Origin of the sequence: Gillisella vitis, assembly GCF_021559775.1 — a bacterium.
Taxonomy (GTDB): Bacteria; Pseudomonadota; Alphaproteobacteria; order Rhizobiales; family Rhizobiaceae; genus Allorhizobium; species Allorhizobium ampelinum.
The window spans coordinates 1,221,349-1,242,822 of record NZ_CP056047.1; the positions used below are offsets into that span (position 1 = coordinate 1,221,349).

Sequence of the window (21,474 nt, forward strand, 5' to 3'; positions counted from 1 at the left end):
CAACGTCGTCCACTTTTTATATCTGAGAATTTGCCCGAGTTTCCTGGAGGGAAACCGTGCCGAATCCGGCTCTTTTCATGGTTTGATATATAGTTTGCCTATCGGTATTTGCCAGCCGCCGCGAAGGCTGGACGGTTGGTTCTGTTGGTCGCGTTTTCCGCAAAATCGTTTTCTCGTCATGTTTGTGAAAACAGGTAGATCAGGGTTTTTTCGCTCATTGATAAAATTTTGTGCGAATCGATTCCGATTTGGGAATTTATGCATTAAGAAAGGCGCCAAATCCGCCTGAATAAAAGACAAGAAAGCCTGCCTGATGAGTGTAACCGGCCTGCCGTTTGACGATTTCCGAGTGCTGCTGCGCGATTTGCCAGGGCCTGACAGCCAGGCGCTAGTGGCGGCCCGCGACCGCGACCGTCAATTGACCAAGCCGCCGGGCTCGCTTGGCCGGTTGGAAGAAATCGCCATGTGGCTTGCCGCCTGGAGTGGCCGTGCGCCAGCGGTGAACCGTCCACTGGTGGCGATCTTTGCTGGCAATCACGGCGTAGCCAGGCATGGTATCACGCCGTTTCCGTCCTCCGTTACCCAGCAGATGGTGGAGAATTTTGCAGCTGGTGGGGCGGCGATCAACCAGATCTGCGTTGCCCACGATCTCGGATTGAAGATTTTCGATCTGGCGCTGGATTATCCGACTGGCGATATTACCGTCGAGCCGGCTCTGTCGGAGCGTGATTGTGCGGCCACCATGGCCTTCGGCATGGAAGCGATCGCCGGTGGCACGGATCTGCTGTGCCTTGGCGAAATGGGGATTGGCAATACGACCATTGCCGCAGCAATCAACCTGGCGCTTTACGGCGGTTCGGCCGAGGACTGGGTCGGGCCTGGCACCGGCTCGCAAGGAGAAATGCTGGAGCGCAAGATTGCTGTGGTCAAGCAGGCGGTTGAGTTTCACCGCGATCACCTTTCTGATCCGCTGGAAGTGATGCGCCGCCTGGGAGGACGCGAAATCGCCGCCATGGCAGGTGCCATTCTTGCAGCGCGAATGGAGCGTATTCCGGTGCTGATCGATGGCTATGTGGCGACGGCTGCCGCTGCCCTGCTGAAAGCTGCTAATCCCTCGGCGCTCGACCATTGCCTGATCGGCCATGTCTCGGCGGAGCCAGGGCATTTGAAGGCGATCGACAAGCTGGGCAAGACGCCGCTTCTGGCGCTTGGCATGCGTCTGGGCGAGGGGACGGGTGCGGCCCTTGCCGCTGGCATCGTCAAGGCGGCTGCGGTCTGCCATACGGGCATGGCGACCTTCGAACAGGCCGGCGTGACCAATGTTGGCACCCATTGAGGCATCTTCTGTTGAAAAGCCTGGTATTGAGACGGCATCAAACATGAGTTTAGAAGACGATAAACCCGCCCCCTTTGAGAAAAAGACCGGGTTTGCCCATCTTTTTGCTGCCACTCGCTATTCCATGCAGGGCGCGCGCCGCTTGTGGCGCGAGGCCGCGTTTCGCCATGAAGTGCTGGCGTTCGGAGCTGGCCTGCTGCTGCTTGCGCTGAGGGGCGCTGCACCTGTCTATTATCTCGGCTTTTTGTTGTTGATGCTGGTGCTTTTTTCCGTCGAGGCTCTAAATACCGCAATCGAAGACGTGATCGACCGGATTTCACCGGAATTTTCGATCGTCGCCCGCAATGCGAAGGACTTAGGATCGTTTGCAGTGTTCTGCCTGTTGGTTGCCAACGGGCTCTATATCGGCTGGGTAATGCTTTTCGCTGGCTGAGCCACTCTACCGAAACAACAAGGATGAATGAATGAAACGCCTGCTGCGCCTGATATTGATCATGGCAATCGCCGCCATCGTGCTCTTCGGCTCGCGCTGGTATACCTATGTCACCAATACGGAAACCCCGTATCAGGAAGTCGGTATTGACATCAACAGCCGCCTGCCGGATCCGTTCAACAAATGGGGCTGCGCCAAGCTGCAAGCCAATTTTAGCACCATGCTGCCGCCTTATGGCTGCCAAAACCCCACCGACCCGAAGCAATGGCGCTAGGGTCCACCTGGTTGCAATTGAACCGGTCTGCTTTAACTCTCTCTATTTTCTGAATTTTTCAGCGCTTCCGGGAAACCGGAAGCGCTTTTTTATTGGTGTTTTTCCAGACTGTTGTCTGAGGCATGCACTCACCACGCGTTCCAATAAAATTGAGGGTAAATTGCGCTTGTGTTCGTCAGTTGATGGTTACATCGCATGTGTATCCTGCCGTGACTTTTACAGTCCACCGCAAAAGCGTACCGGTCAGTATTCAACAAGCAGCGTTGAGCCATGATGGTGTTGCAATCTGATCAGGTGGAAATCATCAATGACTGGCATGTCATGGGGATGACGGCGATCTCCCTTACCAATTTTATCTCGGGCAAAGAGCAATCTTTTACGGAGGAAGATCGGGCTCATGTCACATCTTTTTCGGCATCGCTCCGTTATGCGCTGAAAACCTTTAGCGATATGGCCAAACAACTGCCCTTCAATCTGCCTCCTGTCGCGACGCTGACCTGGCCTCGTTACAGGCTTGGGCTGTCCCGGCTTTGGATCGCGTGGAACGACAGGGGTCGAGTCTGCAATCGAGATTTGGGCGGCATTTGATGGGCTTGCGCCTTTCCCCAATGTTTTGGGGACCATTCTTTGTCGGGCCGGTGTTTGGAGGAAGACAGGCCTGATCGAACGGCTCGGTCAATTGACTGAGCCGAAGCGCGCGGTAGGAGGCCGCGCGCTCCATCTACCAGAGGAGGAGGATGCCTTGAAGCAGGGAAAGAGGACGTGTGCCGTCGCCAGTCTGGCGACGCAGAGAGGGCTCGAATACAATATTCATGCAGCAAAACTGTTCTGTACATTGTGGTTCATCGTGCTGTTTGGAATTGCCGTCCCAGTGGCGGCCCAGCCTGCTTTGGTTGCCGATGTGCCTTCATCTGCCCTGGGAAACCTTCCCGATCCGGTTTACGAAGGCCCTTTGGCGTCCGTTGGAAAAGCTCTGCATGATAACGGAATTGACCTCCGGTTGGACTATTTCAACATTTACCAGAGTTCCCCGACATATGGATTCAGCTCGACGGCTTATGGCGGGTTAATCTTTGATGCGACTGGTCATCTGTCGCCTGATTTTCGATTAAGGCTGACGGAAACGTTTAATTTTCCGGCTCACAATGTCGGTGGCTACGCGAATGTCTTCGTTGGGCCCGTTCGCGACAAGTCAGACACGGATCTCACTCGCTTAACATTCCAGGCGGATTTTTTCGATGATCGGCTCCTGATCGAGGCTGGTCGTATGGGGCTTGTTGAAAATTTCATGACCAGGGGGTTCTGCGACGGTCCCGCCTGCGTCAACTCCACACAAGGGGCAACCCTCCATCTGCCTGAGGCGGGGCTTGCCGTTTGGGGTGCGCGGGCGGCATATAAAATGACGCCCAACACAACGGCAGGCTTCGGTATCGTTGAAAACAATACTGACAACTGGCTGGACGGTGATGGTTGGGATTGGGAAAAGGGCAGTACCGATGGGTATATTGCGGTCGCCAACATCATTCATGCAGAGAGTTTCATAGATACCCCTCGTCCTCTAAAATTCGAGATTGGTGCCTATCGCCGCTCAGCCGCCTATAATGATGCACTTTACGACGACGGGCCAGGCAACCCGACATTCAGCTCCGCTTCGCCGACTGTCATCACCCACAAGAATGGCACCAACGGTCTGTATGGGCAGGTCCGAAAAGTCCTCTGGAGCGATCCTAACGGCGGTCCGGTTCCGAAGAACCTGGCATTCTATGGCGGTGTTTTCCACACGCTCGGTGAAGGTCAGGCCTATCCGTGGGAAGCCTATGCCGGCCTCGAATATTCGGGCTTTCTGCCGGAGAATCCGCTCACCACAATTGGCGCGTCCATCCACTACATCGCTCTTAGCGAGGAACGCGCGCAATATGAAACAAACGCCCGGCGGGTCATGGCAGGACTTGATCAGCGGCAGTCGAAGGACACATTCATGTTTGATGTGCATGCAAGAACGGGACTGTTCAACAGGGGCGTTATCAACGCCGGTGCCGCATATATCGTCAATCCGAACACAATCGTACCAACCGATTTTTCGTCAAAACAACAGAAGGACGGCTTCTTCTTTTATGTGGCGCTGGCGTTCGACCTCGGCGGCAGCTTGGGCCTGTCGCCCCGTATAGGGCCGTAAGCCGCTCTTACGATCATGTAAGAGCGCTTTCGACCCTCGCATAACAAGCACCATCAGTCCTCATCGGGCTGATGGGCATCGACCCCCATGGCTTCGATCTCGTTGATGACATGACGAACACCGGGAACGCTGAGTGCCAAACGCGCCGCCATCCGCAGTTCTTCGTTGGTATCAACCATGCCGCTCAGGGTTGCCGTATGGCCATCGACGCTGATTTCGATATTGTCGAGCACCATGTCGTCGACTGCCTCGAACCGCTCGGCAATGCGGCTTTCGATGTCGTCGCTGTCTTCACGACCGATGGTGGCGGGGCTCAAACTATCCTTTAGCGCCTCTTCTTTTCCAGAGGCATCGACTTCCTCAATACGGTATCCACCATTGGTATCACGGTCGAAATTGCCAGCGGTTTCTCCGTAAGGACGATTTTCCGGCGCGTCCGAGGCAGCTGCCGGTGTGTCGGAATAAGGCCAGCCGTCGTTGATATCGCGCGCTTCCAGGTCCCGCAATTCGTCTTCGGTGGATGCAGCGTTTCCATGCTTGGCATAAATCATCACACGTTCTCCTGGTTTTTTCTTTTGGATAAACGTTTCAGGATTGATTTGGTTCATATCATCCCCGGTAGGCTGGGGAGTGCAGGCCATCCGAGTGTCAGACGCCGCCTGTGACGATCATGTTTGGGACAATGCGGACTTTTGCCATTTCTTCAGCAACCGATCGCGTTTCAGGCGGGAAAGCCGCTGGATCCAGAACACGCCGTCGAGCTGATCGATTTCATGCTGCATGCAGATGGCAGCGAAGTCCTGAAGCTCTTCCTCGCGAACCGTGCCGTCCAGCGACTGGTAGCGAAGGGTAATCTGGCGCGGCCGTGTCACGGTCTCGGTCACGCCCGGCATGCAGACGCTCCCTTCATCATGCTCCAGAGTGTTTTCAGAAAAGGAGAGGATTTCAGGATTGACGTAATCACGCCGTCCACCCAATTCGGGCAGATCGAGGATGACCAGACGCATCAGCTCGCCCACATGCGCAGCGGTAATGCCGACGCCGGGTGCGGCGCGCATTGCATCGTATAATGCATCGGCAAAACTGGTCAGCCTGTCGTCAAACGCCGTTACGGTCTGGCAAGGTTTCGCCAGAAGCGGATGAGGGTAGCGCAGGATTTTCAGGGTCATGACAGAACGATAGGCGGCTCAATCGGAGCCAGCCGCCTCGCGCAGCTTGCGACGGTCGGGCACGATGACATGGCGGTTATTCTCGATGACGATAATGCCCTCCTTGCGCAGTTTGGTCATCTGCCGGCTGACGGTTTCAATGGTCAGGCCGAGGAAATCGGCAATATCGGCGCGCGACAGCGGCAGGTCGAAGCTTTTGCTGAACGGCTGCATTGGGTCGATATGGGTGGCGATCAGATGGAGAAAGCTTGCCACTTTTTCCTGCGCCGTTTTGCGGCCCAGCGTCAGCATCCATTCGCGCGCTTCATCCAGCTCCTTCAGGGACTGTTCGTGCAGCTTTCGCTCGAAATCAGGGGCATCGGCCACCAGCCGGTCGATGACAGCACGGGGAAAGGCGCAGATTTCCGCGTCGGTCGCGGCCTCAGCTGTCAAACTGCTTTCCTTCAGGAAGGGGCGCCCCATGAAATCCGGGGCAAATTGCAGGCCAACGATCTGTTGGCGGCCATCCGCCATCATTTTCGACAGCTTGACCACGCCCTTGACGATATTGCTATAGCTGGAGATCTGCTCTCCCTGGCCGATCACTTCGCCGCCCGCGTCGATATGGCGCTTTGTCGAGATACGGTTGAGCTCGATCAATTGAAGAATCGAAAGGGAGGCGCATACTCCGCCATGCCTGGCTTCGCATTCACTGCAAACAGCAGGCGTCTCCGCGCCGCTGGTGCTGCTTTTAAGACTATGCATGTCCATTGTCTGCCCCATACATGTGAAGTCGCGCGTACACGTAGCGTCGCGCGTGCTTGTGACGCCCAGGTTCGGTCGAACAGTTCGTCATTGTGCAATTGCGCGCCGTAGGGCGCCGACAAAAGTTCAAAAACGACACAGGCCACGCAGAAACGGTGATGCAGCAGACACGCATCTAAAGCCGCCGAATTTTCCGTCGCGCTCCCATGAGGAGTTTCTACCTGAACGAGACTATCAAGAAATTGATCGAAGTCAAAGTCCGTTCCGTTGAAACCGATTATTTGTTCAGTCCAACCGCCACTCGACAAGGCCTCAGTTCATGCCCGCCAAAGCGCTTCTTCCGAAATATGCCGCCGCCGTTCCGCGCTACACGAGTTATCCGACGGCGCCGCATTTTCATACCGGTGTTGACTGTGGCAATTATGCGCAGTGGCTATCGCTGTTGGGGCAGGGGCAGACGATCTCACTTTATATTCATATCCCCTACTGCGACAGGCTCTGCTGGTTTTGCGCCTGCCATACCAAACATACACTAAAGTATGAGCCGATAACCGCTTATCTTACCGCGCTTTTCAGCGAGGTCGAAAATACCGGCAGGCTCGTTGGACGCGAAGCGGTGGTGACGGCTGTGCATCTTGGTGGTGGCTCTCCCACCATGCTGCGTCCGCAGGACATGGTGGCGCTGATGGACCGGCTCCGGGCAAATTTTACATTTGCCGATGATGCGGAAATCAGCGTGGAGATGGACCCGAACGATCTCGACGAAGCTCGATATGATGCGCTTGCATCCATTGGTTTGACGCGGGCAAGCCTCGGTGTTCAGGATTTCGACCCGGTGGTTCAGAAGGCGATCAACCGTCTCCAAACCTTCGAACAGACTAAATCAGTGGTTGAACAGGTGCGTCTGCGCGGCGCCACCTCGGTCAATTGCGATATTCTCTATGGTCTTCCCTATCAGACCCTCGACAGTCTGGAGAAAACTGTCCTTGATATCGTGTCGTTGAAGCCGGATCGGATTGCGTTATTCGGCTATGCTCATGTCCCCTGGATGAAAAAGCATCAAACGCTGATTCCCGAGAGCGCCTTGCCTGATATCGTCATGCGCTATGAACAGATGGTGCGGGCCTCTGCCATGCTGGTTGAGGCTGGCTATGATGCCATTGGCATCGACCATTTTGCATTGCCCGAGGATAGTCTGGCTGTCGCGGCACGGCAGAAACGGCTGCGGCGTAATTTCCAGGGTTATACGACTGACGGCGCCGATGCCTTGATCGGACTTGGCGCCTCTTCGATCAGCCAACTGCCACAAGGCTATGTACAGAACATGCCCGCGACTGGAGAATATCAGCGTCTTGTCAGCGAAAACGGGCTTGCCGCGACACGAGGCATTGCTCTGACCGGCGATGACCGGGTGCGTGCCGCCGTCATCGAGCAGATCATGTGCGAGTTCGGCTTTTCCTTTGCCGAGATCCGCCAGGCTTTTCCAGATGTCGCCGAGGATGTGATCGCAGAAGCCAAGATATTCACGGCTTCCAACGGTGACGATCTATGCCGGATCGACCGCGAGTGTTTTACTCTGACCCCAACCGGGCGGCTCTTTGCCCGCAGCATTGCGGCCACGTTCGATTGCTACTTTTCCAGCGGTAAGGCCCGTCATTCCATTGCGGTTTGAGGAATAGGTCTGCATTTTTGCTAGGGGCGCACAAAACAGGCCATTGGCTTTTGCCCGAGTTTTGCCTATGTGGGACGCTGAATTTGAAATTCTGAAGGATAATTGGCGTGACCGCTACATTTGACAAAGTTGCCGACATTATTGCTGAGACCAGCGAGATCGATCGGGAAACCATCACTCCTGAGAGCCATACGATTGATGACCTGGGAATCGACAGCCTCGATTTCCTCGACATCGTTTTCGCGATCGACAAGGAATTCGGCATCAAGATTCCGCTTGAACAGTGGACCCAGGATGTCAACGAGGGCAAGGTTTCCACGGAAGAATATTTCGTGCTGAAGAATCTCTGCTCCAAGATCGACGAACTCAGGGCCGCCAAGGCTTGATCCGTTCAGGCCAAGCCTTGATCTGCTTAGGACTGTCACTGCCATTGCCGGGGGATCGCTGAATGCTGCTGGAATATTTCCAGATGATCGACAAGGTCGAGACGGTGGATCTGTCTGCCCTGACCTTGAAAGCCCAATCGGTGGTGCCGGAAAATAGCCCCGTCTTCGAGGGGCATTTTCCGGGCATGCCTTTGGTGCCCGGCGTTCTGTTGATCGAAACCATGGCGCAGGCGTCGGGCCTGCTGGTGCTGGCGGTGACGAAGTTTGCCTCAATGCCATTCCTGATGTCGGTAGACGGTGCCAAGATGCGCAGCTTTGTCGAACCGAATGCAGTTCTGGATATCGAGGCGCATCTGGAGCACGAAGGGTCAGGCTTTGCTGTCACCAAGGCGAAGATCACCTCTGCTGGCAAGAAAGTCGCGGATTGCCAGCTGAAGCTGCGCACCATGTCTTTTGACGAAGTGCCGCTGGGCGATATCGTCCGCACCCGCGCCGAGCAGATCGGCCTGATGGCGGCGATTGCTGCTGCGGAATAGAGTTTATCAGGGAAACTTGGAAACCGGTTTTCCTGAAAAGACAAACTCAAACAAAGAGAGTGAGAATCTGTCTGGTTCAATATGAACCTGGCAGATTCTAAGTGAGATCTTTAAAGTTTCGTCAATAAGGCCGCCGCTTTTGTGCGCGGCCTTATTGCGTAAAGCCGTCTGTCGGAGTAGGGCATGGCGGCCCTTGCAGGCCTTGGAGCTTTCCGGCTCGGACCTGGGAATGGACGGTATGTCGCAGTGCTGGCGCGGATCGCCCGGCATTGCTGAAGAGGTTATAGACATGCATAAGACGCCCAACGATGTGGTGATCACCGGCATTGGCATTGTCAGCTGCCACGGAACCGGCAAGGAGCCGCATCTTGCGCTTCTGTCTGCTGGAACGGCAGCCGTGCCGCCGGTCGAGGTGGAAAAATTCGCGCCTTACCCCATTCATCCGATGCCGCAGATCGATTGGTCGACCCAGATCGCCAAGCGTGGCGACCAGCGGCAGATGGAAAACTGGCAGAGGCTCGGCGTCTATGCCGCCGGTCTGGCGCTCGACGATGCCGGGCTGAAGGACGACGTGCAGGCCTGCGCTACGATGGACATGATCGTGGCAGCCGGTGGCGGCGAGCGTGACATCAATGTCGATACGCTGATCGTCAATGAAGGACTGAAGCGCAATGACCGTGCCCAGCTGGTCAATGAAAAGCTGACGACTGAGCTGCGCCCGACCCTGTTTCTGGCCCAGCTCTCCAACCTGATGGCTGGTAATATTTCCATCGTCCACAAGGTCACCGGGTCCTCGCGCACCTTTATGGGCGAAGAGGCCGCTGGGATTTCCGCCATCGAGACCGCGTTTGCGCGCATTCGCGCCGGTCAATCCACCCATTCGCTGGTGGGTGGCGCGTTCGTGGCTGATCGTGATGATATTTTTCTGCTGGTGGAGGGCATTCAGGCCCATACGACCGGCCCCTGGAAGCCACTTTGGCAGCGCCAGTCCGGCGAGGGCGGCGGCATGATTCTCGGCACGGTCGGCGCGTTTCTTGTTCTGGAACAGCGTGCTTACGCTGAGGCGCGAGGCGCGCATATCTACGCCGTGCTTGACGCCATCGAGGGCGACCGTGGCCAGCGGGCCAATGGTGGGCTGGAAAAGCGTTTGAACCGCATGGCAGGTTCTGTCGGCAAGGATATTGGCGCAGATGCGCTGGTCCTGTCGGGTGCGAGCGGCATGCATGAGATTTCCGCCCGGGAAAAGACGGCGCTGGAAAAAGCCTTTCCAGGTGCGGTCATTCGCGGTTTCGCTGGCATAACAGGCCACGGGCTGGAAGCGCAGTTTCCGCTCGGGCTGGCGCTGGCGGCGCTGGCGCTTGATGGAAAAACCATTGTTCCGGCTTTCGATCCTACCGGCGAAGCGGCGATGACCAAACCGGCACGCCAGGCGATTGTCACCACGGTCGGGTATGTTCGTGGCGAAGGCATGGCCCATCTGTCGGCTGAGGCGTGAGGAGAGAGATATGACACAATCCGGTTTCGAGTCCCGTTTCAAGGATCATCTCGGTCGTCCGATCATCGCCGTCACCGGCATGGGCGTCATCACCTCACTCGGTCAAGGGCTTGCTGACAATTGGGCAAAGCTGACCGGTGGCGTATCCGGCATCCACAAGATCACCCGGTTTCCGACTGAGGGCCTCAATACCCGCATCAGCGGCACGGTGGACTTCATCGATATTCCGGCCATCAATGCCGTAGAGCGTTCCTATGCGATGGCACGGGAAACCACCATCGAGGCGCTGGCCCAGGCTGGCCTGTCCGGCGATTTCGAAGGTCCGTTGTTTCTGGCTGCCCCTCCGGTCGAGCCGGAATGGGATGATCGCTTTGCGCTTGCCGAACGGGCGCCTGCCGAAACCGCCGAGGGCCATGCCTATCAGCGGCTGCTGGCTGCCATGCGTGCCGAGGCTGATCCGGTGTTTCTGGAGGCCGTGCAGTTCGGCTCGATTTCCGAGCGGCTTGCCGACCGGTTCGGCACACGCGGCCTGCCAGTGACCTTGTCGACGGCCTGTGCTTCGGGCGCCACAGCCATCCAGCTTGGCGTTGAAGCCATCCGCCAGGGCCGCACGGACCGGGCGCTGACGGTGGCGACCGATGGTTCCGTCGGTGCCGAGGCGCTGATCCGCTTCGCGCTGCTTTCGGCGCTGTCCACCCAGAACGATCCGCCGGAAAAGGCATCGAAGCCCTTCAGCAAGGATCGCGACGGTTTCGTCATCGCCGAAGGTGCGGCAACGCTGGTGCTGGAATCGCTCGAAGCCGCCATTGCCCGTGGCGCCAAAGTGCTTGGCATCATGAAGGGCTGTGGCGAAAAGGCCGACCATTTCCACCGCACCCGTTCCTCGCCGGACGGCGGCCCGGCCATTGCCACCATCCGCGCAGCCCTTGATGACGCCGGTCTTTCCGATGACGGCATTGGCTATATCAATGCGCATGGCACATCGACGCCGGAAAACGACAAGATGGAATATGGTGCCATGCTGTCGGTGTTTGGTGAGCGTTTGAAGGACCAGATTCCGGTCTCGTCCAACAAGTCGATGATCGGCCATACGCTGACGGCGGCCGGTGCGGTCGAAGCGGTGTTTTCGATCCAGACCATGCTGACCGGAACGCTGCCGCCGACCATCAACTATACCAATCCCGATCCGACCGTGGAGCTGGACGTGGTGCCGAACGTCAAGCGCGACGCACAGGTTTCGGCTGTGCTGTCCAACAGCTTCGGCTTTGGTGGGCAGAATGCCAGCCTTGTCATGACCCTTGAACCTGCCTGATAAGGCCTCACCCGGCCCGGGCGTCACCGGGACAGGAAAGACAAGAAGATAAGCCCTCGGGCGAAGGAAGATAGCCATGCGCGCATTGCAATTGATCGAAGACCGTAAGCTTGAAATCACCGACCTGCCGGAGCCGGATGCGCCCGGTCCCGGTGAAGTGACGCTGCGGGTCAAGGCGGTGGCGCTGAACCATATCGATGTCTGGGGTTGGCGCGGCATGGCGTTTGCCAAGCGCAAGATGCCGCTGGTGATCGGTGCGGAAGCCTCCGGCGTGGTCGAGGCTATCGGTCCCGGCGTCGGCAATATCCTGCCCGGCCAGCTGGCGGCGGTTTACGGCGCACGCACCTGCGGTCTCTGCAAGCCCTGCCGTGAAGGCCGCGACAATCTCTGCGAACATGTCGGCGGTGTGCATGGCTTCCACCTCGACGGCTTTGCTCAGGAAAAGATCAATATTCCGGCCCGTCTGCTGGTGCCGGCACCTCCGGGCGTCGATGCCATCGCCGCAGCGCTTGCGCCAGTCACCTTCGGCACCGTTGAACACATGCTATTCGACAATGCCAAGCTCGAGCCGGGTGAAACCATTCTCGTTCATGCTGGCGGCTCCGGCATCGGTACTGCGGCTATACAGTTGGCCAAGAAGATCGGCTGCACCGTGATCACCACCGTCGGCTCGGACGACAAGATTGAACGGGCGCGGGCGCTGGGCGCCGATCATGTCATCAATTACCGCACGGACCGGTTTGAAGGCGTGGTGCGCAAGCTGACCAAGAAGAAGGGTGTTGATGTCGTGTTCGAGCACGTCGGCAAGGATACCTGGGCTGGCTCCATGCTGTGCATGAAGCGCGGCGGGCGCCTCGTGACCTGTGGCTCGACATCAGGCGTTTCGACCGACCTGAACCTGATGATGTTGTTCCAGCAGCAATTGAAACTGCTCGGCTCGTTTGGCTGCCGGATGGAAAACATGGCCAATGCCATGCAGAAAATGGCTCGTGGCCTCGTTCATCCGGTCATTGATACGCAGGTGACGTTTGAGGATATCGATGTGGCGCTGACCCGGATGGAAAGCCGCCAGATCTTTGGCAAAATCATCCTGAAAATGGATTGATCATGCTCCGTCGGGTTCTGACAAAGGTCGTGCTGGGCCTGCGGAGATTTCCGCAATGGCTGGTGGCCAAGTTCATCCTGGTCTTGCTGACGCTGCTGAAACTGTTTCCTGCCGATACTGCCTTGAATGGTGCCGATCGGCTGGTGCGGTTTATCGGGCCGAAGCTGAAGCGCCACCGGTTGATGCTGACCAATCTGCGCAATGCCTTTCCGGAAAAATCCGAGGCGGAAATCGAGACCATCGCGCTGGCCGCCTGGGGACATATGGGCCGGCAGATCGCCGAATATGTGTTTCTCGACGAGTTGTTCGATTTCGACCCGGAAAAGCTGGGAGAGGGCCGCGTCGAGGTTTCCGGCATTCCGATCTTTATGGACCTGCTGAAAAATCCGCGCCCGTTCATCGTTTTTACCGGCCATACCGGCAATTTCGAAATGCTGCCGGTGGCGGGCGCTGCCTTCGGTCTTTACGTGACGGTGCTGTTTCGCCCGCCCAATAACCCCTATATTGCCGAGATGGTGTTCGATTTCCGCCGGGCGCGGATGGGCAATCTCGTGCCCTCCCATGCCGGTTCGTCCTTTCATTTGGCCCGCCAGCTGGAAGCAGGCAAGGGGGTCGGCGTGCTGGTCGATCAGAAGTTCAAGAAGGGCCAGCCCACGACGTTCTTCGGCAGCGAAGTGCGCACCAATCCGCTACTGGCCAAGCTGGTGCGACAGTTCGGCTGCGATATCTATCCGGCCCGCTGTATCCGTCTGCCCAGCAATCGTTACCGGCTGGAAATCGAACCGAAGGTGGACATACCCAAGGATGGTCAAGGCCGTGTCAATGTCCAGGCGACCGCGCAAATGCTGAATGACAAGGTGGAGAGCTGGGTGCGCGAATATCCCGAGCAGTGGCTTTGGTATCACGACCGCTGGAATATCAAGAAAACACTTTGAAGTCCGCTCTGGCCTTTTCAGCTTGGGACAACTCAGCTCTCGTTTGTTCGGTTTGATGCGGCGTAAAAACGTTGACCTGTGCGGCAGCGTTCCAAAAGGCAGTGTTGATGGCTTCGAACTTGGTCGATTGCCAATGGAAGTAATCATCAACAAAACGCTGTGACAGCCAGACATTGCCGCGCCGCCGCGGCAATTCCCAGCCCAGCAGTTCTTCTTCCTGCGGCTTCTTGAACATCCGCTTCAGGTTGGTGATCGAGATCAGATAGGTCTCTCCAAGCGCGGCGAGGCTGATTGGTCCCAGCCGATAGAGCCCATCGGCATCGGCATGATCCGGGATCTGGCTGATCATGCCGTGCAGCACCATGCCCCCCATATCCGAATTGAGAAAGGGAGCAATCGTTTCACGCGGTATGCGCCAATCGGGGTCCACCACCAAAGCCTGGGCAATCATCGGCTGAGCAATCCTGAAAATAAGCGGATTGGCATCAGCCAGCGCGCGGCGGCCTCCGTCGTCCAGCCGGTCAAGGCAATCCAGATGGCCCAGAAACCAGGAGATCATTGCGGCCTCGGTTGCTGCCGTTGGCACCAGGATGCGCATTCGGCGATCGGCTGGGTTTTCTATTTCCTCGATAAATTTATAGGCGGACAGTTCGGCCAGAAATGACGCTGCGGTATTGCGGCTTGCCGCGCCCAATTGCATAGCCACGTCCATGAAGCGAGAGGCCGTCAGGCCCGACAGAGGATCTTCTGGCACACGTTGCAAGGCGAGTGCATACATGGAATGCGACATCAACCATTTGCGGTGACAGGCCTTGAGGCGTGAAAGGCGCGGTGTCTTAAGATGTATCCCGATCAGGTGCCGGGCGATTTCCCGCTCGATTTCCGGAAAAGCCGGATGAGCAGCGATTGCCTCACGGCTTAGAAGGGATGGGGATGAGATTTGTGAACGCGGAGATGACAACATCTGTGTTGAACCCGACAATGACGAAAGAGCAATAGGTGTTTTTTGACGGCTGTCTTACAGTCTATCCAAGAATTGCCGCTGGCCGTCTGCAAATGGCACTTTCTGCGCTTCCGGTACTCACGTACATTAAGTACGCTCCGTTCCGGTTCTCGAAATCACCATTTTCGCCAGGCCAGCAGCAATTCTTGAACAGACTGTTAGTGAACGCTCTATGGCAACAAGAATAGCGGTAAGCCAGGAAACTTCCGGTTAATCTTCATCCAAGATCATCGTGCTACCTTGTATTTTCATTGCGATGCCGATGCAACGAGCATGCTCAAAACATACGTGCTTTGTCCCATAAAATATATGGGAATAAAAATTCCTGTTTAACAAACTGTCTTTGGTTATTCTCCTGCCGATATCAGGGACGGTGCGGACCCTCGAGAACTTGAATATTTCGAAATAGTTTCAAGCATATTTGATTGGCATTCACGCGAGCAAGATGACCCTTGCTGTCAATTATATCAGGTGGGACGTGCGGCGAAAATCCATCTTCTCGGTTTGTTGCCCGAAATAGAGCCGCGCCCTCCATGCTCTTTTGAGGAAACAGGAACGCACAATTTTTCGTTTCAGCGGGGTGTTTTGGGCCGTTGCAGTCCACCGATGGCCGGGTTAAACCTTGAGCCATGAGCGACACAGTCCAAAGACCCGAAACGCTGCGCATCGCCGTGGCCCAGTTCAATCCGACCGTGGGCGATGTGGTAGGCAATCTAAGCCTTGCCCGCACCGCCCGCGCCAAGGCGGCCTCGCTGGGGGCTGATCTTCTCTTGCTGTCCGAACTGTTCATTTCCGGCTATCCGCCGGAAGATCTTGTGCTGAAACCCGCCTTTCTTCAGGCATGCAAGGCGGCTGTGGAGGAACTGGCCGCAGATACCGCCGATGGCGGGCCGGGCGTCATCGTCGGCTTTCCACGCCAGGGTGAAAAAGGCCGGCACAATTCGGTGGCGATCATCGACGGCGGCAAAATCCTCGGTCTGCGCGACAAGATCGATCTGCCCAATTACGGTGAATTCGATGAGAAGCGGGTGTTTGTCGAAGGCGATATGCCGGGACCGGTGAACTTCCGGGGCGTGCGGCTGGGTGTGCCGATCTGCGAGGAGATCTGGAACGATCTCGGCGTTTGCGAGACGCTGGCCGAAAGCGGTGCGGAAATTCTACTGGTTCCCAATGGGTCGCCCTACTATCACGGTAAGCTTGAGGTTCGGTATCAGGTCGTTCTGCGGCAGGTGATCGAAAGCGGCTTGCCGCTGGTCTTCGCCAATCAGGTTGGCGGCCAGGACGAACTGGTGTTTGATGGTGCCAGCTTCTGCTTCAATGCGGATAAGACGCTGGCCTTCCAGATGCCGCAGTTCGAGGAAAGCATCGTGCTGACCACCTGGACGCGGGAAGCCGATGGCTGGCGCTGTGCGCCCGGCGAGGTCTCAGCTATTCCCGAGGGCGAAGAGGCTGATTATCGCGCCTGCATGTTGGGCTTTCGCGATTACGTGAACAAGAACGGCTTCAAGAGCGTGGTGCTCGGCCTGTCCGGCGGCATTGATTCGGCGATTTGTGCGGCAATGGCCGTCGATGCCCTGGGGCATGAGCGGGTGCGCACCATCATGCTACCCTATCGCTACACATCCGAAGAAAGCTTCAAGGATGCTGCCGATTGCGCCAAGGCGCTCGGCTGCCATTACGACATCGTGCCGATTTCAGAGCCGGTGGAGGGCTTCCTTGCCAGCCTCGCCGATATGTTTGAAGGCACGGAAAGCGGCATTACCGAGGAAAACCTGCAAAGCCGCACCCGCGGCACCATCCTGATGGCGGTATCGAACAAGTTCGGCTCGATGGTGGTGACAACAGGCAATAAATCGGAAATGTCGGTGGGCTATGCGACGCTCTATGGCGACATGAACGGCGGCTTCAATCCGATCAAGGACCTCTACAAGATGCAGGTCTATGCGCTGTCGGCTTGGCGCAATGCCCATGTGCCAATTGGCGCGCTTGGCCCGGCAGGCGAGGTCATTCCGGCCAACATCATCGCCAAGGCCCCGTCCGCCGAACTGCGCCCCGACCAAAAGGACCAGGACAGCCTGCCGCCCTATCCGGTGCTGGATGACATCTTGGAATGCCTGGTGGAAAAGGAAATGTCGGTGGACGAGATTTTGGCCCGCGGCCATGATATCGCCACCGTGCATCGTGTTGAACATCTGCTTTATCTGGCCGAATACAAGCGCCGCCAGTCGGCTCCGGGCGTGAAGATCACCAAGAAGAACTTTGGCCGCGACCGGCGCTATCCGATCACCAATCGGTTCCGAGATAGGTAGAGTGCTGATGCGAAGCTCTGTGGAGATCTACAATATCGAGACCCGGCAGAGCCGCATTCTCTGGCAAACGGAACGGCTGGTGGAGGCGCCGAACTGGTCGCGAGATGGTGCTTCACTGATCCTCAACGATGACGGGTTGATGTATCGCCTGCCTCTGGTCGGGCAGAAGGTGCCGGAGAAGATCGACACCGGCTTTGCCACTCGCTGCAACAATGACCATGGGCTTTCGCCGGATGGCCAATGGCTGGCGATCTGCGACAAGGTGGAGCACGGCAAAACCTGCCTCTACATCCTGCCAGCCGAAGGCGGCACGCCGATCCAGATCACCGAGAACCTGCCCTCCTACTGGCATGGCTGGTCGCCGGATGGCCAACGGGTGTGTTACTGCGGCATCCGCGATCAGGTCTTCGATATTTATACGATCTCGGTTGACGGCAGCGACGAGCAGCGCCTGACCCATGGTGAGGGCCGCAATGATGGGCCGGACTGGTCGGCGGATGGGGAATGGATTTATTTCAACTCCAGCCGCAGCGGCACGATGCAGATCTGGCGTATTCGCCCGGATGGCACGGATGTGCAGCGCCTGACGGATGACGAGCAGGGCGACTGGTTTCCCCATCCATGCCCCAATAACCGCAAGGTCGCGTTCATTTCCTATGACGCCGATGTGTTTGACCACCCACGCGATCTCTATGTGCGTATGCGCCTGATGGACATGGATGGCGGCAATGTCGAAACCCTGTTTGAGCTGTTTGGCGGGCAGGGGACGATCAATGTGCCAAGCTGGTCGCCGGGCGGCCAGGAATTTGCCTATGTGCGGTATTTTCCGGCGACCGCCTAAGCATCGCCGCAGTCTATCATTACCAGCCCTCTGTCAGGTGCCCCCATGTTTGCGGGAGAATCGGGAATGCGGTGAAATTCCGCAACGTGCCCAACGCTGTGAGGTGGATGGTTGTTGCTTTTGCCACTGGTGAAAACCGGGAAGGTGCGGCAACCAAATGAAGCCCAGTCAGAAGACCGGCCTGACATGATAGACGGTGCTTGCGCGGACGGCAGGCGCGTTTTGCCGGACCGCGATTCGTGAAAAATCGCGTAAAGGCGCATTGTTGGGGACCAAACGATGCAAGACACGCCAAACGACGCTCTGGTTTCCGCCGGGGCTTTTTCTGCCGAAGAACGCGCCACCGTCTACCGGGCCATCATGACCCGCCGCGACGTGCGCGATGAATTTCTGCCCGACCCAATCGACAATGATACGCTCTGGCGCATCCTCACCGCCGCCCACCACGCCCCCTCCGTTGGCTTCATGCAGCCCTGGAACTTCGTGCTGGTGCGCGACGCAGCACGGCGACAAGCCGTCTGGCAAGCCTTCTCCAAGGCCAATGACGAGGCAGCACACCTGTTCGAGGGCGAAAAAGCCACGCTCTACCGCAATCTGAAGCTGGAAGGCATTCTCAAAGCCCCACTCGGCATTTGCGTCACCTGCGATCCAGACCGCGCAGGCCCTGTAGTGCTAGGCCGAACCCACAACCCCCGCATGGACAGCTATTCCACCGTCTGCGCCATCCAAAACCTCTGGCTCGCCGCCCGCGCGGAAGGCATCGGCGTCGGCTGGGTCAGCATTTTTCACGATGCCGATTTGCGCGCCATTCTCAATATTCCAGACCGGATCGAGATTGTGGGCTGGCTGTGCCTTGGCCATGTAGCCGAGCTTTACGACGAGCCGGAATTGCAGGTGAAGGGGTGGCGCAAGCGGCTTGCGCTGGAGGATTTGGTGTTTGAGGAAGAGTGGAAGAGTGTCGAGTAAGGCTGGCCGTGATCTCTTTGGTCGGCTGAACGGAGGCAATTGCTGTCGCAAATATAGAGTGCTGAGCTTCGATATTTGCGACTGAGTTTTGTGGTTGGATTTTAGGTTTGAAGCCTGAGCCTTTGATTCTATCGTAATTCTAGAATTTCTGCTATACGCAGCACAATTCGAGCCTGCAGGACACCGATCAGATAAAAAGTACCATTATGGAATAAATATCAGGCATATGCCCATCACGGCACCCAGAACGATTGCTTCTTGCTTAAGTGCTTTGAATGTCATATCCACTCATCTTTCAAGCAGGTTTCGTGTCAACTCTTCTTCAGAAGGCAAGCCTCTGTTTATGAGAATTGCCTGTATTGCATCGCGTAGCAAAACCCATGCACGGGACCATTTCTCAATACCGAATTGATGCTGCGAGCCATGGGCGATTTTGCTTCTGTCTCCATAGCTTTTTTTAGAGGTGTCATAGGTCTCTTGCCTCGGACGAAGAGGTTCCAGAAGCTCGGCTAGCAGGAGGGATGTCCTAAAAGTAATTTCGGTACTGATCGATGGAAATAGGCTTTCAATGCCCTGCCAACAATGGAGAATTGAACTGGATAGATCAGGCATTAGCGGAGCCTGTACCAACGCCCTCCTAGCAGCTCGTAGTACTGGAGTTTTCCTTTCATACTCAAGCCACCGCTCAAGGTCTTCCGTAGCGCCTGTTACAACCCCACTCCCAACTTTCCGAACAAACTCACCAGGCGCACCCTGGATGCAGGCAAACGATAGCTGGTGCGGCCAGATTTCAACCCTTGCCGTCTTATGCGTGATGCCCTCGCGAAGGCCTTCATGCATGACAGCTTGCCGGTCTGATGAGCGGTCATTGATGCCGGCATAGGCATTTAAGGACATATTACATCCGAACGGAGCTACCGTCGGGCTTGTGCCGCGTAAATACAGCATCGCTCGATAGCAATCCATTTTGTCGATTGCCTGCTCAACAGAGGAAGCGGGTATTTCTATTTCCAGGTTTACGTTCTGCAAAAATATGTGAAGCAACTCTGCCGGAAGGCGCGTCGGATGGTTTTGCGCAATCAAGCTGTAAAGATCGAAAATCGACACGTCCCACTTGCGTTTATGAACCCGTATGGCGTCCCCGCATACGTCCGCATCGAATTCAGGAATCCACCATTGTATTGGGAAAAAGAAGGTCTGCATTAAACCATGCTCTTGTCTTCTATCCAAAACGTCAATCGTGCATAAATCAAGAATTATGCACAGTTTTTTTGCCGCTGCAGTCTCAATAGCTTACCTGTTACAGAAGTCATGTTCACTTTAACCATTACCTTCTGACGGAATGCGGATAAATGATTTCGCAAAATTTCCAGTTAAAGTATCAATTTTGAACCCGATTTTCGCAACGCTAAAAAGCCTTCTGCACCAATCAAAGTGCAGAAGGTTCTTACCTCAAACCGGCCGCACCAGAATATGCTTCTTCTTACCCAATGACAGCTTGATCACCCCATCCGCCGTCACTTCACCCGCCCCAATGCTCATGCGCTCATCTGACACGCTCTGATCATTGATCTTCACGGCTCCGCCTTGCACATGGCGGCGGGCTTCGCCGTTGGAGGCGGCGAGGCCAGCTTTGACGATCAGGGCCAGAAGGCCAATGCCGGATTCAAGCTCGGCGCTTGCGACCTCGATGGAGGGCAGGTTGTCGGCCAGTGCGCCTTCTTCAAAGGTTTTGCGGGCGGTTTCAGCCGCTTCCTCGGCGGCTGCGCGGCCGTGCAGGATGGCGGTGATTTCGGTGGCGAGGATTTTCTTGACCTCGTTGATTTCCGCACCGCCCAGCGCAGACAGCTTGGAAATCTCATCCATTGGCAGCGTTGTGTAGAGCTTCAGGAAGCGGCTGACGTCAGCATCTTCCGTGTTGCGCCAATATTGCCAGAACTCATAGGCCGACAGTAGATCGGCATTCAGCCACACAGCGCCCGTTGCCGATTTGCCCATCTTGGCACCGGATGATGTGGTCAATAGCGGCGAGGTCAGTGCGTAGAGCTGTGGTGTGCCCATGCGGTGGCCAAGGTCAATACCGTTGATGATATTGCCCCATTGGTCAGAGCCACCCATTTGCAGGCGGCAGCCGTAGCGCTTGTTCAACTCAACATAATCATAGGCCTGGAGAATCATGTAGTTGAATTCCAGGAAGGACAAGGACTGTTCGCGGTCGAGGCGGGTCTTGACGCTATCAAACGACAGCATGCGGTTGACCGAGAAATGGCGGCCCACGTCGCGCAGGAATTCGAGGTAGTTCAGCCCACGCAGCCATTCGGCGTTGTTCAGCATCAACGCGCCGCCCTTGGGGCCGTTATCGTAATCGAGGTAATGCGCGAAGCAGCGCTTGATCGAGGCAATATTGTCCTCGATCTTGTCTACGGTCATCAATTGGCGGGCTTCTTCCTTGAAGGATGGATCACCCACCATGCCAGTGCCGCCACCCATCAGGGAAATCGGCTGATGGCCGGTTGCCTGAAACCAGTGCAACATCATGATTTGAATGAGCGAGCCAGCATGAAGCGACGATGCTGTCGGATCATAGCCGATATAGGCGGTCACGGTTTCCTTGGACAACAGGTCATCGAGGCCGGTTTCATCGGAAATCTGATGAATAAAACCGCGCTCATGCATTGTACGGAGGAAATCGGACTTGAACTTGGACATGATCGTCACGCCTTCTGGTATCGGACTTTGGTCTTGTGAATTTGGAATTCGAGGCGGCTTTATCATTGTTTTT

General features: G+C 56.5%; 22 protein-coding genes and 1 riboswitch. Of the genes, 15 read left to right on the forward strand and 7 right to left on the reverse strand.

Features of this window, described 5'->3' with window-relative positions; translation table 11 throughout:
• Window positions 1-313 precede the first annotated feature (313 nt).
• From cobT to AVCG78_RS05770, 5 genes are all read left to right on the forward strand, one after another.
• On the forward strand, window positions 314-1,336 hold the full coding sequence (cobT, locus tag AVCG78_RS05750) for a nicotinate-nucleotide--dimethylbenzimidazole phosphoribosyltransferase (protein ID WP_071206752.1): 1,023 nt from the start codon (window positions 314-316) through the stop codon (window positions 1,334-1,336).
• 43 nt (window positions 1,337-1,379) lie between these two features.
• Window positions 1,380-1,769, forward strand: a complete 390-nt coding sequence (locus tag AVCG78_RS05755) for a diacylglycerol kinase (RefSeq protein ID WP_071206751.1) — start codon at window positions 1,380-1,382, stop codon at window positions 1,767-1,769.
• Window positions 1,770-1,800: 31 nt separating this feature from the next.
• Window positions 1,801-2,043, forward strand: coding sequence for a hypothetical protein (locus AVCG78_RS05760; RefSeq protein WP_015915860.1), 243 nt, complete (start codon window positions 1,801-1,803; stop codon window positions 2,041-2,043).
• A 270-nt stretch (window positions 2,044-2,313) separates the two neighbouring features.
• On the forward strand, window positions 2,314-2,631 hold the full coding sequence (locus tag AVCG78_RS05765) for a hypothetical protein (protein ID WP_071206749.1): 318 nt from the start codon (window positions 2,314-2,316) through the stop codon (window positions 2,629-2,631).
• A gap of 154 nt (window positions 2,632-2,785) precedes the next feature.
• Window positions 2,786-4,219 (forward strand): carbohydrate porin, encoded by a 1,434-nt coding sequence (locus AVCG78_RS05770; protein ID WP_071585090.1) that lies wholly within the window; start codon window positions 2,786-2,788, stop codon window positions 4,217-4,219.
• Window positions 4,220-4,272: 53 nt separating this feature from the next.
• On the opposite strand, the gene AVCG78_RS05775 is transcribed toward AVCG78_RS05770, so the two are convergent.
• The 4 genes from AVCG78_RS05775 to AVCG78_RS05790 all read right to left on the reverse strand — a co-directional run bounded on the left by AVCG78_RS05775 (window position 4,273) and on the right by AVCG78_RS05790 (window position 6,440).
• The gene (locus AVCG78_RS05775; RefSeq protein WP_071206772.1) at window positions 4,273-4,770 is read right to left on the reverse strand and encodes a BON domain-containing protein; all 498 of its coding nucleotides are present in this window, start codon (window positions 4,768-4,770) and stop codon (window positions 4,273-4,275) included.
• Window positions 4,771-4,887: 117 nt separating this feature from the next.
• Window positions 4,888-5,388 (reverse strand): peptide deformylase, encoded by a 501-nt coding sequence (locus AVCG78_RS05780; protein WP_071206747.1) that lies wholly within the window; start codon window positions 5,386-5,388, stop codon window positions 4,888-4,890.
• 18 nt (window positions 5,389-5,406) lie between these two features.
• Window positions 5,407-6,132 (reverse strand): Crp/Fnr family transcriptional regulator, encoded by a 726-nt coding sequence (locus AVCG78_RS05785; protein WP_071585226.1) that lies wholly within the window; start codon window positions 6,130-6,132, stop codon window positions 5,407-5,409.
• Window positions 6,024-6,440, reverse strand: a complete 417-nt coding sequence (locus tag AVCG78_RS05790) for a hypothetical protein (protein WP_174089664.1) — start codon at window positions 6,438-6,440, stop codon at window positions 6,024-6,026. The genes AVCG78_RS05785 and AVCG78_RS05790 overlap by 109 nt, the downstream gene beginning before the upstream one ends.
• Before the next feature lie 11 nt (window positions 6,441-6,451).
• Here AVCG78_RS05790 and hemN point away from each other — a divergent pair, with 11 nt between their 5' ends.
• The 7 genes from hemN to AVCG78_RS05825 all read left to right on the forward strand — a co-directional run bounded on the left by hemN (window position 6,452) and on the right by AVCG78_RS05825 (window position 13,573).
• Window positions 6,452-7,804 carry an oxygen-independent coproporphyrinogen III oxidase gene (gene hemN, locus AVCG78_RS05795; protein ID WP_071585091.1) on the forward strand — a complete coding sequence of 451 codons (1,353 nt, stop codon included), beginning with the start codon at window positions 6,452-6,454 and terminating at the stop codon, window positions 7,802-7,804.
• Window positions 7,805-7,911: 107 nt separating this feature from the next.
• The gene (locus AVCG78_RS05800) at window positions 7,912-8,190 is read left to right on the forward strand and encodes an acyl carrier protein (protein WP_015915867.1); all 279 of its coding nucleotides are present in this window, start codon (window positions 7,912-7,914) and stop codon (window positions 8,188-8,190) included.
• Between the two features lie 62 nt (window positions 8,191-8,252).
• Window positions 8,253-8,726, forward strand: a complete 474-nt coding sequence (locus AVCG78_RS05805) for a 3-hydroxyacyl-ACP dehydratase FabZ family protein (RefSeq protein WP_071206744.1) — start codon at window positions 8,253-8,255, stop codon at window positions 8,724-8,726.
• A 289-nt stretch (window positions 8,727-9,015) separates the two neighbouring features.
• On the forward strand, window positions 9,016-10,221 hold the full coding sequence (locus AVCG78_RS05810) for a beta-ketoacyl-ACP synthase (protein WP_071206743.1): 1,206 nt from the start codon (window positions 9,016-9,018) through the stop codon (window positions 10,219-10,221).
• A 10-nt stretch (window positions 10,222-10,231) separates the two neighbouring features.
• A complete protein-coding gene (locus tag AVCG78_RS05815) occupies window positions 10,232-11,533 on the forward strand; it encodes a beta-ketoacyl-ACP synthase (protein WP_071206742.1) in 1,302 nt (433 codons plus the stop codon).
• A gap of 76 nt (window positions 11,534-11,609) precedes the next feature.
• Window positions 11,610-12,638, forward strand: a complete 1,029-nt coding sequence (locus AVCG78_RS05820; protein WP_071585092.1) for a zinc-binding dehydrogenase — start codon at window positions 11,610-11,612, stop codon at window positions 12,636-12,638.
• A 2-nt stretch (window positions 12,639-12,640) separates the two neighbouring features.
• Entirely contained in the window at window positions 12,641-13,573 is a 933-nt protein-coding gene (locus AVCG78_RS05825) for a lipid A biosynthesis lauroyl acyltransferase (protein ID WP_071206740.1), read from the forward strand.
• On the opposite strand, the gene AVCG78_RS05830 is transcribed toward AVCG78_RS05825, so the two are convergent.
• On the reverse strand, window positions 13,557-14,363 hold the full coding sequence (locus AVCG78_RS05830) for a hypothetical protein (RefSeq protein WP_234665113.1): 807 nt from the start codon (window positions 14,361-14,363) through the stop codon (window positions 13,557-13,559). The genes AVCG78_RS05825 and AVCG78_RS05830 overlap by 17 nt on opposite strands.
• An 842-nt stretch (window positions 14,364-15,205) precedes the next feature.
• On the opposite strand from AVCG78_RS05830, the gene AVCG78_RS05835 reads away from it, so the two are divergent.
• The 3 genes from AVCG78_RS05835 to bluB all read left to right on the forward strand — a co-directional run bounded on the left by AVCG78_RS05835 (window position 15,206) and on the right by bluB (window position 18,692).
• Entirely contained in the window at window positions 15,206-16,885 is a 1,680-nt protein-coding gene (locus AVCG78_RS05835; protein ID WP_071206738.1) for an NAD+ synthase, read from the forward strand.
• A 7-nt stretch (window positions 16,886-16,892) separates the two neighbouring features.
• Window positions 16,893-17,726: a TolB family protein gene (locus AVCG78_RS05840; RefSeq protein WP_071585227.1), complete on the forward strand. Its 834-nt coding sequence runs from the start codon at window positions 16,893-16,895 to the stop codon at window positions 17,724-17,726.
• Window positions 17,727-17,744: 18 nt separating this feature from the next.
• Window positions 17,745-17,925, forward strand: a riboswitch (cobalamin riboswitch).
• An 80-nt stretch (window positions 17,926-18,005) separates the two neighbouring features.
• Entirely contained in the window at window positions 18,006-18,692 is a 687-nt protein-coding gene (gene bluB, locus AVCG78_RS05845; RefSeq protein WP_071585093.1) for a 5,6-dimethylbenzimidazole synthase, read from the forward strand.
• A 288-nt stretch (window positions 18,693-18,980) separates the two neighbouring features.
• On the opposite strand, the gene AVCG78_RS05850 is transcribed toward bluB, so the two are convergent.
• Window positions 18,981-19,895, reverse strand: a complete 915-nt coding sequence (locus AVCG78_RS05850) for a HEPN domain-containing protein (protein ID WP_174089666.1) — start codon at window positions 19,893-19,895, stop codon at window positions 18,981-18,983.
• 249 nt (window positions 19,896-20,144) lie between these two features.
• Complete coding sequence (gene tyrS / locus AVCG78_RS05855) at window positions 20,145-21,401, reverse strand: tyrosine--tRNA ligase (protein WP_156582742.1); 1,257 nt, start codon at window positions 21,399-21,401, stop codon at window positions 20,145-20,147.
• Between the last annotated feature and the right edge of the window lie 73 nt (window positions 21,402-21,474).

Excerpts from the sequence above, each read along its gene's own strand:
- AVCG78_RS05780 (WP_071206747.1), bottom strand. The coding sequence starts at position 5,388 with ATGACCCTGAAAATCCTGCGCTACCCTCATCCGCTTCTGGCGAAACCT.
- hemN (WP_071585091.1), top strand. The coding sequence starts at position 6,452 with ATGCCCGCCAAAGCGCTTCTTCCGAAATATGCCGCCGCCGTTCCGCGC.
- AVCG78_RS05775 (WP_071206772.1), bottom strand. The coding sequence starts at position 4,770 with ATGATTTATGCCAAGCATGGAAACGCTGCATCCACCGAAGACGAATTG.
- AVCG78_RS05785 (WP_071585226.1), bottom strand. The coding sequence starts at position 6,132 with ATGCATAGTCTTAAAAGCAGCACCAGCGGCGCGGAGACGCCTGCTGTT.
- AVCG78_RS05760 (WP_015915860.1), top strand. The coding sequence starts at position 1,801 with ATGAAACGCCTGCTGCGCCTGATATTGATCATGGCAATCGCCGCCATC.
- AVCG78_RS05815 (WP_071206742.1), top strand. The coding sequence starts at position 10,232 with ATGACACAATCCGGTTTCGAGTCCCGTTTCAAGGATCATCTCGGTCGT.
- tyrS (WP_156582742.1), bottom strand. The coding sequence starts at position 21,401 with ATGTCCAAGTTCAAGTCCGATTTCCTCCGTACAATGCATGAGCGCGGT.
- AVCG78_RS05765 (WP_071206749.1), top strand. The coding sequence starts at position 2,314 with ATGATGGTGTTGCAATCTGATCAGGTGGAAATCATCAATGACTGGCAT.
- AVCG78_RS05850 (WP_174089666.1), bottom strand. The coding sequence starts at position 19,895 with ATGCAGACCTTCTTTTTCCCAATACAATGGTGGATTCCTGAATTCGAT.
- AVCG78_RS05755 (WP_071206751.1), top strand. The coding sequence starts at position 1,380 with ATGAGTTTAGAAGACGATAAACCCGCCCCCTTTGAGAAAAAGACCGGG.
- bluB (WP_071585093.1), top strand. The coding sequence starts at position 18,006 with ATGCAAGACACGCCAAACGACGCTCTGGTTTCCGCCGGGGCTTTTTCT.
- AVCG78_RS05810 (WP_071206743.1), top strand. The coding sequence starts at position 9,016 with ATGCATAAGACGCCCAACGATGTGGTGATCACCGGCATTGGCATTGTC.
- AVCG78_RS05805 (WP_071206744.1), top strand. The coding sequence starts at position 8,253 with ATGCTGCTGGAATATTTCCAGATGATCGACAAGGTCGAGACGGTGGAT.
- AVCG78_RS05820 (WP_071585092.1), top strand. The coding sequence starts at position 11,610 with ATGCGCGCATTGCAATTGATCGAAGACCGTAAGCTTGAAATCACCGAC.
- AVCG78_RS05835 (WP_071206738.1), top strand. The coding sequence starts at position 15,206 with ATGAGCGACACAGTCCAAAGACCCGAAACGCTGCGCATCGCCGTGGCC.
- cobT (WP_071206752.1), top strand. The coding sequence starts at position 314 with ATGAGTGTAACCGGCCTGCCGTTTGACGATTTCCGAGTGCTGCTGCGC.
- AVCG78_RS05840 (WP_071585227.1), top strand. The coding sequence starts at position 16,893 with ATGCGAAGCTCTGTGGAGATCTACAATATCGAGACCCGGCAGAGCCGC.
- AVCG78_RS05830 (WP_234665113.1), bottom strand. The coding sequence starts at position 14,363 with ATGTCGCATTCCATGTATGCACTCGCCTTGCAACGTGTGCCAGAAGAT.
- AVCG78_RS05825 (WP_071206740.1), top strand. The coding sequence starts at position 12,641 with ATGCTCCGTCGGGTTCTGACAAAGGTCGTGCTGGGCCTGCGGAGATTT.